The organism is uncultured Campylobacter sp., from assembly GCF_938045405.1.
Lineage (GTDB): Bacteria > Campylobacterota > Campylobacteria > Campylobacterales > Campylobacteraceae > Campylobacter_B.
Genome location: NZ_CALIMW010000292.1, coordinates 1 through 10,488 on the forward strand (window position 1 = coordinate 1; position 10,488 = coordinate 10,488).

General features: G+C 49.4%; 11 protein-coding genes. 6 read left to right on the forward strand and 5 right to left on the reverse strand.

Annotated features, from left to right (window positions below; translation table 11 throughout):
* Window positions 1-347: 347 nt before the first annotated feature.
* Window positions 348-872, forward strand: a complete 525-nt coding sequence (locus tag Q0140_RS11905; protein ID WP_297964855.1) for a DUF4149 domain-containing protein — start codon at window positions 348-350, stop codon at window positions 870-872.
* Window positions 862-1,257 (forward strand): YbgC/FadM family acyl-CoA thioesterase, encoded by a 396-nt coding sequence (locus Q0140_RS11910; RefSeq protein WP_297964857.1) that lies wholly within the window; start codon window positions 862-864, stop codon window positions 1,255-1,257. Before Q0140_RS11905 ends, Q0140_RS11910 begins: the two co-directional genes overlap by 11 nt.
* Window positions 1,258-1,747: 490 nt before the next feature.
* On the opposite strand, the gene Q0140_RS11915 is transcribed toward Q0140_RS11910, so the two are convergent.
* The 4 genes from Q0140_RS11915 to abc-f are packed head-to-tail and all read right to left on the reverse strand — an operon-like array spanning window position 1,748 to window position 6,365.
* Entirely contained in the window at window positions 1,748-2,404 is a 657-nt protein-coding gene (locus tag Q0140_RS11915) for a uracil-DNA glycosylase family protein (RefSeq protein WP_297964859.1), read from the reverse strand.
* Between the two features lie 7 nt (window positions 2,405-2,411).
* Window positions 2,412-3,212, reverse strand: a complete 801-nt coding sequence (gene prmC, locus Q0140_RS11920; RefSeq protein WP_297964861.1) for a peptide chain release factor N(5)-glutamine methyltransferase — start codon at window positions 3,210-3,212, stop codon at window positions 2,412-2,414.
* A complete protein-coding gene (locus Q0140_RS11925) occupies window positions 3,199-4,407 on the reverse strand; it encodes a M48 family metallopeptidase (RefSeq protein WP_297964862.1) in 1,209 nt (402 codons plus the stop codon). Before Q0140_RS11925 ends, prmC begins: the two co-directional genes overlap by 14 nt.
* Window positions 4,408-4,412: 5 nt before the next feature.
* Window positions 4,413-6,365: a ribosomal protection-like ABC-F family protein gene (gene abc-f, locus Q0140_RS11930; protein WP_297964864.1), complete on the reverse strand. Its 1,953-nt coding sequence runs from the start codon at window positions 6,363-6,365 to the stop codon at window positions 4,413-4,415.
* 79 nt (window positions 6,366-6,444) lie between these two features.
* On the opposite strand from abc-f, the gene Q0140_RS11935 reads away from it, so the two are divergent.
* A complete protein-coding gene (locus tag Q0140_RS11935; protein WP_297964866.1) occupies window positions 6,445-7,182 on the forward strand; it encodes an alpha/beta hydrolase-fold protein in 738 nt (245 codons plus the stop codon).
* A 958-nt stretch (window positions 7,183-8,140) separates the two neighbouring features.
* On the opposite strand, the gene Q0140_RS11940 is transcribed toward Q0140_RS11935, so the two are convergent.
* Window positions 8,141-9,127 (reverse strand): amidohydrolase family protein, encoded by a 987-nt coding sequence (locus Q0140_RS11940; protein ID WP_297964868.1) that lies wholly within the window; start codon window positions 9,125-9,127, stop codon window positions 8,141-8,143.
* Between the two features lie 217 nt (window positions 9,128-9,344).
* Here Q0140_RS11940 and Q0140_RS11945 point away from each other — a divergent pair, with 217 nt between their 5' ends.
* The 3 genes from Q0140_RS11945 to Q0140_RS11955 all read left to right on the forward strand — a co-directional run bounded on the left by Q0140_RS11945 (window position 9,345) and on the right by Q0140_RS11955 (window position 10,417).
* Entirely contained in the window at window positions 9,345-9,785 is a 441-nt protein-coding gene (locus Q0140_RS11945) for a GNAT family N-acetyltransferase (RefSeq protein ID WP_291939340.1), read from the forward strand.
* A gap of 102 nt (window positions 9,786-9,887) precedes the next feature.
* Window positions 9,888-10,139: a hypothetical protein gene (locus tag Q0140_RS11950; RefSeq protein ID WP_297900685.1), complete on the forward strand. Its 252-nt coding sequence runs from the start codon at window positions 9,888-9,890 to the stop codon at window positions 10,137-10,139.
* Window positions 10,136-10,417, forward strand: coding sequence for a type II toxin-antitoxin system RelE/ParE family toxin (locus Q0140_RS11955; protein ID WP_297964871.1), 282 nt, complete (start codon window positions 10,136-10,138; stop codon window positions 10,415-10,417). The genes Q0140_RS11950 and Q0140_RS11955 overlap by 4 nt, the downstream gene beginning before the upstream one ends.
* Window positions 10,418-10,488 lie beyond the last annotated feature (71 nt).

Consider the following 10,488-nt stretch of genomic DNA (forward strand, 5'->3'; position numbering starts at 1 on the left):
GTGCGAAACAGAATTGTGATTATACAAGAGCGATGCTTAAAGGGGGCTGAATAATCAAGAGAAATTTTAAAAAACGATTTGGAAAATTTTAAATTTTATAATGAAATTTTATGTTTAACACGCCTGAGACAAATTTCATCTCCAGCCTCCGTAAAAATTTTATAAATTTTGCAAACGACCGCATCCAAACTAAAAAATTTGATTATATCGCGATATGCCGCAATTCGCGACCGCCGACCGCTCCCATTCGCCAAAAAATCCGCCTACAAAACGCTTAAGCGCGCGATTATAAGATTTCGCTATAATCACGTCCGATTTAAAATTTATCAAAATTTAAAAGGACTTTTATGCGCGCAATTTTTTCTATCTATATCTTCATCATCGCGGCCCTTATCGGCATCGAGCTCTCGCTCGGCGCACTCGTAGCACCCGTGGTATTTTTCCCGCAGCAGATTATCGGAGAGGGCGTGCTATCGCACTTTCAAAGCGGCAAGCTAATGAGCGAGATCTTCGTAAAATACGGCGGCATCCTCATCGCAGTCTCGATCATCTGCCTCGTTTTTGAGATGATAAATTTCAATAACAACAAATCGCAATCCTTTCGCTTGCGCCTTTCGACCCTGATGCTGACGCTCGTAAATATCATTTTAGCCCTACTTTTCGTGCTTTACTTTACCGACTACGTTATAAATGCCCAGAAGATCGGTGTAGAAGCGACGACGACGCAGGAATTTGCCCAAATCCACGCGGCTAGCGAATGGTGCATGAAACTCATCATCGTGTTTCAAACGGTGCTGTTTTTCGCAAAAATCCTCCCCGCCCTCGCCACAAAAAAGGCAGCACCGGAGCAAAGCGCAGCCGATGCAGATTAAAATTTACTACGAAGATACCGACGCGCAGGGCATCGTGTATCACGCCAACTATATAAAATTTTGCGAGCGGGCGCGCAGCGAGGCACTTATGCAGGCAGGAGTGGACTTCGCGCGCGCGGACGCACACTTCGTAGTTAGCGAGCTTTGCGCTAAATTTCTCCGCCCCGCGCGCCTCGGCGATACGCTTGAAATTCGCACGAGCCTAGCCGCGCTCAAAAACGCCAGCGCCCTTTTGCGGCAAGAAATTTACAAGATCAAAGATATTAAAAACGTAGATTTCAGCGAGCTTTTATACGCGCAAGACGTAAAGATCGCCTTCGTAAAAGACGGCAAGCCGATCAAATTTAGCGCCGAAATTTTAGAATTTTTCAAATCTTTGAGATAAATTTATTTCGCGGGTTCAAATTTGACCTAGTCGCGTGGTGAAAACATAGCACAGACCGGCTTTTCGGCATAAAATCCAAAAATACGCAGAGCTCTTGGACGGTAATAAAATTTGCGAGCTTAGTAAAATTTTACGACATAGAATTTCGCTCGGCGTTAAGGTTTAAATTTAACGCTACGCCGCGACATAAACCCCTCACGCGCCCCGAGATAGCCAGATAGAAAACAAAATTTGAAATATCGAAATTTTGCAATGGCGTTAAATTTTACCTTGCCCCGCCGCTTTATGAAATTTTCTCGCTTTTAAATTTGAACTCGCCGCGGTTCGAATCTGTGTTTTGCCTCGCCAAATCCCGCTCGTCCGCAAAATTTAAGCAGGTCAAACTCGCCCGCGATCTCATCCGCATAGGCGCAATCCACAAACTAGGCGCCCGCGCAAAAAGCCGCGCGCAAAATCAAAATAGCGCGCAAAGAAAGCGCCAAAATGCGCCTCACAGCAGTCCTTTTATCTTTTGTAGATCCTCTTTGAAAAGCTCCGCTTTGCTCGGATTTTGCGCGATGAATGCGGGATCGAAGCTCGGCACGAAGCTGATGCCGCCCTCGTTAAAGACCGAGCCGTGCAGCACGTCCATGCCCGCCAAATCGCCGTTTCGCAGCACGATTTTGCAGCAGAGCTCCCCTAGGCAAAGCACGACTTTGGGTTTTAAAATTTTGATCTCATCAGTCAGATAGGGCGCGCATTTTAAGATCATTTCCGAGTTTACGCGCCTATTTTGCGGCACCGCGCACCTTATCAAAAAGCTAAAATAAATTTCTTCCGGCGCGCAAATTTGATCTAGCGCCGCTGCTACTTCAGCTTCCAAACTGCCGCCAAGACCCTCGCTAGCGCCCGGCGCAAGAGCTACGATCATAAGTTTTACGCCCGCGGGAGCTTTAAAATTTTTGATAGTTTTGAAATTTTTAAAATTTTGCTCGCTAGAGCTCGTGCGCGTTTTAGCAAGCTCGCAGAGATTGCACTCGGCGGTAGCGGATTTTAGCGCGTCCAGCGCCTTGGAAAATCGCGCGCCGCCGCTTAAAATTTCAGCGCTTACGTAGCGGTAGCCGAACGCTTTGTAATAAAGCAGTCTGCGTAGTTGCGAGCTTTGCACGGCGCGCCTACGATCTGTTTAAATTTCGCGCGACGAATCCGCGATCAAACTGCGCCAAATCTTTGTAAAATTCCGCCCTAAAGCCCTGCTCGCGCAAAAACGCCGATAGGCTCTGCTTTTGATCGTAACCCATCTCGCAGGCTAGAAATTTTGCGCGCCGTGCGGCGATCAGCACGATGCGTTTTAAAATTTCATCCCCCCTCTCGCCGCCAAACAGCGCCTGTTTCGGCTCTTGCAGCACGCGCGCGTCCAATGCGTAGGAGTTTGCGATGTAGGGCGGATTTGAGACGATGAGATCAAACTCGCCCGCGATCTCATCTGCGTAGGCGCAGTGTACGAACTCGACGTCCGCGCCCAAATTTGAGGCATTTACGCGCGCCATCTCAAGCGCATCCGCGCTGATGTCGCTAGCCGTAATGCGGCAAGAAGGAAGGAGTTTTTTTAAGCAGATAGCGATTATGCCGCTGCCCGTACCGATCTCGCAAATGCGCGGCTCACCCAAGCTCTGCGCCAAAGCAAGTGCTTTTTTCACCAAAATTTCGGTCTCGCAGCGCGGTATCAGCACCCGCTCGTCGACGTAAAATTTAAAGCCCATAAACTCGCAGCTTTGCGTGATGTATTCAAGCGGGCGGCCGTCTTTGAACTCGGCTATCTTGGCGCGAAATTCCGCTTCATGCGCGAGCTCCTCCGAGCATTTTAGCACGAGCTGCTCATCGCTAAGTCGCTCGCAAAGCTTTAAAATTTCGCGCGCGACGTATTTTGAGCCGCACTGCCCCAAGCCCCATCTTAGCGCCTCAGCGATCCTCATCAAGCTCTCTTATGCGCTCATACAGGCTCGGGTGCGAATGATACACCGCGGCGTAAATTTTATGAGCGAGCGGAAACGCCTTGTTTTCGCTACCCAGCTTCTTTAGCGCGCCGATCATGCTCTTTTTATCCTGCATGCTCGCGCCATGCCGGTCCGCGCTAAATTCGTGCATGCGGCTAATCTTGGAGATTACGGGCTCAAAAAACGCATGCAAAATCGGCGCAAACAAAATCATAAAAACCAGTGTCGCGCCGCCGTCTGCGTTAAGTCCTAGCGCGCTAAATACACCCCCAGGAAGGTTTCCGAATACCGCAAACGTCGCGCCCAAAAGTACGAAGCTAAGCGCTAAGCCTTTCAAAATGTCGCCGTGTTTGAAATGCCCGAGCTCGTGCCCTAAAACGGCTAAAATTTCATCCTCGCTAAGTTTGTCTATGAGCGTGTCGAAAAGCACGACCTTTTTCGTCGCGCCGAAGCCGCCGAAATAGGCGTTTAGGCGCTTGTCGCGCTTGCTCGCGTCGATCGTAAAAACGCCGCTACTTTTAAAGCCGCAGCGCTGCAAAAGCCCCTCTATGCGCTCTTTTAGCTCGCCATGCTCTAGCGGCTGCATCTTATTAAACAGCGGCGCGATAACGGTCGGATAAATTAAATTTATCAGCAAAACTACGCCGAAGCTTAGCAGAAAGCCCCAGACCCACCAGTGCGCGCCTAAGCTCTGCACACAAAAAACGAGCGCAGAGGCTACTGCAAAGCCGAAAACCAGCGTGAGTATGAGCGATTTTAGCGCGTCTTTTACGAAAACGGCGGGCGTTATCGTGGAAAAGCCTAGGCGTCTGTCTTTTACGAAGGTTTTGTAAATTTCAAGCGGAAGCGATATCGCGCCACCGATGATTAAAAACGCAGTTACAAAGCAGCTTCCCGCCAAAATCCCGTCGCCAGCTAGATCATATATCGCGCGCTGTAACGCGCCCGCGCCCGCAAGTATCCAAATAAGCGCCACCGCAAACGAAAAGCAGTGCGAAAATATATTAAATTTTAAATTTACCGCACCGACCTCGCCCGCCTTGCGATAATCCTCCTCGCTAAGCACCACCGCAGGCTCTTTTAGCTTGGCGCGAATGAAGCTTAGCTCAAGCAGATCGAGCGAAATTTTATAAATCGTGTAAAGCGCGTATAAAAAGATCAAAAACCAAACCATCGCGCCTACTTTAGGCTCTCGGCGAGCGAAAGCACTTCGTAATATTCATTTTCCATACTGTTTAACGTTCCTCTTTTTTCTTCAAGTTCTTCAAAAAGCCCCTGCATCCCGAGCTTTTGATAAATTTCAGGGGTCGAAAGCGCGTGATTTAGCTCCTTTATACGCGCCTCGATAGCCTCGATTTTAGCGGGATACTCCTCTAAAATTTTATTCTGTTTGTAGCTAAGCTTCGCGGCGCTCGTTTTTTCCTTTTTATTTTCGCGGCCGCCTTCGTCCGCGCTCGCGCCCGCGCCCGCGTCGGCCTCGATCTGATCAATCTCCGCCATCTCGTCTTCAAACTCCAGATACTGCGAATAGGGCATTTGAATTTGATCGATAACGCCGTTTTTTTCAAAAACCCAAAGCTTATTCGTGATCTTATCGATGAAATAGCGATCGTGGCTTACGATGATTACCGCGCCTTCGAAGCTTAACAGGTAGTCCTCCAAAATATTGATCGTCGCGATATCAAGATCGTTCGTCGGCTCGTCCAAGATCAGGCAATCGTACTGCTCGGTAAAGAGCTTGGCAAGCGCCAGACGGTTCTTTTCGCCGCCGCTAAGCACGCCCACGGGCTTATCTAAAAACTCCTTCGGAAACAAGAAATTTTTCAAATACCCGTATACGTGCATGTAGCTGCCGCGGACGCTTATGTGATCGCCGCCGTTGGGACAGAAAATTTCGATTATGCTTTTATCGTCCGTGATGCCGCTGCGGGTCTGATCGAAGTAGCCGATCCTGATCTCGCCGCGTTTGATCTCGCCCGCATCGATCTTACTGCGACCGAGTAGAATTTTAAGCAGAGTGCTTTTGCCCGCGCCGTTAGCGCCTACGATGCCGATACGCTCGCCCTGCAAAACCCGCGCCGAAAAGCCCTTAAAAAGCACCTTGCCATTTAAAATTTTACCGATATTCGTGCATTCAAAAAGCATCTTTTTGCGATTGTCGCCGCCCGTGCCGTTAAAGCCCCTGCTTGCGCGCTCCAGCTCGAGCCGCACGCGACGGATCGCGCCCGGGTTTTTCTTCGCATCCTGCCTCATCTGCATGATGCGCGCCTTGCGCCCTTCGTTGCGCTTTAGGCGCGCTTTTACGCCGCGGTGCAGCCACTCCTCCTCGGCGCGCAGCTGTTTAAGCAGCGTCTCGTGGGACTTTTCGAGCGAAGCAAGCATCTCTTGCTTGCGCCTCAGATAGTTCTCATATCCGCCGTCGAAATTTGAAATTTTACCCTCTTCGATCTCGATACTGCGCGTCGCCAAGCGGTCGATGAAGTAGCGATCGTGGCTGATAAAAACGATCGTCTGCTTCGAGCTAAGCAGCATCTCCTCTAGAAATTTCACCATATAGACGTCGAGGTGGTTCGTGGGCTCGTCCAGCAGCAGCACATCGGGCTTTTTAAGCACCAGCGCGCCCAGCGCCACGCGACGAATTTCGCCGCCGCTAAGCGTACAGACGGAGCGGTTTTCATAAATTTTAAGCCCGAAATTTTGCAGCACCTGCTCGATCTTATTGTCGATCTGCCAGCCGTCCTTGGCCTCGATAAATTTAATCAATTCGTCTTGGCGCGCCAAAAGCTCCTTGTTTTCGGGCTGCGCGGCGATTTTGCTCGAGATCGCGTCGTATTCGCTAAGGGCGGCGTAAATTTCAGCTAGCTCCCTTCGCAGCGCGTCTTTGACCGAGAGATTTTCGTTAAATTTAGGCGTTTGAGCGAGCATCTGGATGTTTAGCCCGTTTTGAGTGATCACGCGTCCCTCGTCAATCTCGCACAGACCTGCAATTATCTTCATCAGCGTGGACTTGCCGCCGCCGTTTTTGCCGATCACGGCGACGCGCTCGTTAGCGTCCAGTGCGAAATTTACGCCGTCTAAAACGACGTGAGAGCCGAATTTTTTCGTAACATCGATAAGCTCGATCAAAGCCAATTTTAAGTTCCTCTAGTGTTAAATTTGATGATTTTACACAAAATTCTATTAAATTTTAATAACTTTTAAAGGTTTAGCGATGCAAAGTTTGGAATTTGACGGCCTGCGCGTAGAAATTTTCGCCCCGCACGCGCCGTCTTTTGCGCCTGCGCCCTCCTTTGCAAAAGAGGTCGCGTCCGCACCGCCGATCATCTACCTGCACGCCTTGGACTTTTGCGCGGATAGCGTGGGCGAAATTTACGAGCTCGTCTCGCGACAAAGCGGCGCGGATTTCGTGCCTGCGGCGATCTATCTAAGCGAGGCGCAGTGGGGTGATAAGCTTAGCCCGTGGGCGGCAAAATCGCCGTTTAAGGGGGTGCGCGATTTCGCAGGCGGCGGCACGGCGCACTTGGAAAAATTTACAGACAAGCTGATCCCGCGTATCGAGCGGCACGTATTCGGCGCGGGCAAACCTGCGTGGCGAGCGTGCGCGGGATACTCGCTGGCGGGGCTTTTTAGTGCGTATGCGGCGTTTGCAAGCGATAAATTTCAAAAGATCGCCTGCGTCTCGGCGTCGTTTTGGTTCGGCGGATTTGACGCCTTCGTCGCCGCGCACTCGCCGCAAAGGGGGCTGGCGCACGTCTACGCGTCCTTGGGCGAGGCCGAGATGAACCCGAAAAATCCGCGCGGAGCACTCTGCGACGAGACGGCGCGAAATTTTATCGCCAAATGCCGCAGTGCGGGCGCTAAAGCGGAGTTTGAGCAAAATCCGGGCGGGCATATGCAAGATGAGATCGCAAGAATTTCAAAAGCACTTTTAAGCCTCGTAAATTCCTAAAATTCGGGGAAATTTTAAAATTTAGCGACAGAATAAAGTGCGGTGAGAGATTAAAAGAAACTAGCCAAGAAGCGGCACGAAGTGTAAATTTAAGCGAGCCGCCGTTAGAATTTCTCGCGCAATGGTTTTTTGTGCGATGCAATGAAATTTAAAACAAACCTGTGCTAAAAATTTATAGCGCAAGCGATGCGACAAGAATGGTGCAGCGCAATTCGGCGCGAATGGTACAGAACATCGTTGATATTTTAGCGGCTTTGATAAGTGCGAATCGGTTTTGAGCGTAAATCATGCGACGTCTCGTCGCTGTGGCATGGGGTGGGGTGCAAATCGCAAACGAGCCACCACCGAATTTTGCTAAACGGCTTGATGCAAATCGCGAGCAGAGGCTGTTAATTTTCGTAGAAAAGTACGGGGCTAGTAGTTTAAAATTTTAAGCGAGCCGTTGTTATAAAATTTAAAGCAAAATCATGTCGCGGCTAGGATTTAGCGTGCCTGCAAGCTAAATTTAAACAGCAGCGCGCGCCGTATATGATCTCACCGTTTCATTTAGTGTAACTGCTAGCTAAAATTTAAACCGCTGAAATTTCAAAATTTGTACCGCGCTGAAGAGTGCTTTGATACTACTATACGTGCTGCTTGATTTAAATTTTAAAATTTAGCAGTTAGTGAGCACTCAGCCGATATTTGCTGAATTTGCGGCGGCGTAATATGCGGAATTTTGCGAATTACCGTTTGCGGAATTCGTCCTGCGAAATTTCGCGGCGCATGCTTCAATCAGCTCTCTATTGCTATTCGAGCGGCATACGCTTTGCTTTCCGCAACTACGCCGAGCCGATCGCTGCTACGTTTTTTGCGCTCGCTACGTCGTGTTCGCTGCACATACGCGGCCGTGCGACGCTCCGCAAAAAAAAGCTGCAAATACACTAAATTCTAACCGCAACACTCTAAATTTCACCATCTATGCAAAGGGTAGAATTTTTTTGTAATTGCTCCACAGCTCACTATCCTCGCCGAAATACGCAAGCAGTCCGCGCGCGTTGCGATCGAAAGGGTTGGGCTCTTTATGCAGCGCGATACGCTGCGACAGGCGCAGATCGTAGGTGTTGTATATCGCAGAATACGGCACCGGAAAGTCCGAAGCGTAAAGCAGGCGCGAGTGCACGTCCGTTTGGCTCGCCAGATGCGGCAGAGCCTTAGCGCGCACCGGCGTCATCAGAGCAGAAACGTCGGCGTAGAGGTTTTTGTGCGTGCGCAGAAGCGCTAGAAGCGCGAAATAATCGTGTCCGAAATTTCGCGGGCGGCGCGAGAGCGCACGAAAAATATGCGAATACTCGTAGTTAATCGCCATGTGTGCGCACACCGTCGTAACGCCCAGTTCAAGCGGTGCGTAGATCATCTCCAGCGCCTCGTAGCGGCGAGTGCTGGGCACTGAGCTTTCGTTGCCGACGTGGATCACCAGCGGCAAGCCGAGCTTGGCGAGCTTTTCAAAATACGGCACGTAGCGAGGCAGCCTCGTATCCAGATCCCAATAGTTTTGTAAAAATTTCGCCCCCTTAAATCCGAGCTCGAAGCAGCGATCGATCTCATCTAGCGCGTCCGCTCGCTTCGGATTGATGCTAAAAAACGGCACGATGAGATCAGGGTTTTTTTGATAAATTTCAAACACGCTGTCGTTGTCCGCACAGACGGTCTTATCGCGATGGATTAGCTCGCCTGCGTCGCTAAATTTAGCATCCACGCCGAAAAGCACCGCCTTTTTAACGTATTTCGAAGCTCTAAGCCCGCCGAGCAGAGCGTCCACATAGGCTTCATAGGGCTCTTTGATCGCGCGCGATACGTCTATGCCGAAGCGCCTGCCGAAAAGGCGCAGCGCGAGCCTGTCGTAAGGGCGGTCGAAGCGCACCTCCTTGCTTAGCAGATGGACGTGAAAATCAAGCGTTTGCATCGGGGATCCTTGGGAAAATTTTGCCGAGTTTATATCAAATTGCGGTAAATGGTTAGAATTTTAAATTTGGGTTTAAATTGCGCACCGCGCACCGCCGCGCCTTTAAATTTTAAAATTTAAACCTCTCCGTAAGAGCCACTAATTGATATTTAATGCCGTTTTAAAGCTACGGCGATATACTTGCGATTTGAAAAGATATTTCAATTAAGGAGCGAAGATGGAGTTTGAAATTTTAGAAAATTCCGCCGATTTTAAGCCTAGCGATCTGGATGAGATAATGGTCTCGATCGGCTGGGATACGGAGCAAAACGCAGCCTCCGTGCCGCCGCACGAGACATACAGGGTGTGGCGCACCTATGATTACGTGGCGATCGCCAAAACGCAGGGCAAGACCGTGGGGGTGCTGGAGGCGTTTTGCGACCGCGACAACTTCGCTACGAGCTATCTTTACTGCGTGATAGTTCATAAGGATTATCAAAGGCGCGGTATCGGCACGGCGCTCGTGAATGCCTTTAATAAGCGCTTTGCGCACACCACAACCTTTGTCGTGACCCCTCTGCACAAGGCTGAGGGCGCCGGAGAATTCCTACAAAAGTGCGGCTTTAAGGACGCGTCGGAGCACTTCACGGTTCATATGAGGAAGCGAAATTCGATCTAGCGGGCATAAATTTTAAAATTTTATCGAGCTTTGGCTCTAAAACGGTTGGAATTTTAAATTTAGCTATGAGCTGCTATAATCGCTAAAATTTAAGGAGCCAAAATGATCACTATGCAGATCCAAAGCGGCGTCGATCGCGATACTCTCGAAACTTTTAAGAAACTTTTTTTAAAAATCGATCCCTCCGCGCAGATCACTCTAAGCGGCGAGAAAAATTTAGAAACGATTCTATCGGAGTTTAGATCAGGCGAAAGTTACGACGAGATAAAAAACGGAATGGATGCGGACTTAAAATCATACGCGAACGGCGATCTAAGCGGTTTTGAGGAGCTAGGCAAGGGCTGGAAAAATTGAAAATAATCCAGTCTAAAAGATTTCGCGCGCAACTTAGCAAGATCGTAGAATTTATCGCAGAGCGCTCAGGGGATGCGGCAGAAAATTTTAAAAACGAGCTTTTTGCGCGAGCAGGCAAGCTTGGCTTTATGCCGTATAAATTTCGTAGATCAAAAAGCTTTGACGATGATAAAATTAGAGATTTTGTATTTAAGGGTTTCGTAATCCCGTATCTAATAGACGAACCCAGCTATTCGATCGTTATCCTAGCGATATTTAAGCAAAATCTATTGAGATAGCTTGACGCCTGTTTAAAAACATCCGCGTTTAAAATTCCGCGCTCCGTTTATTAAAACCGCTTATTCGCCGA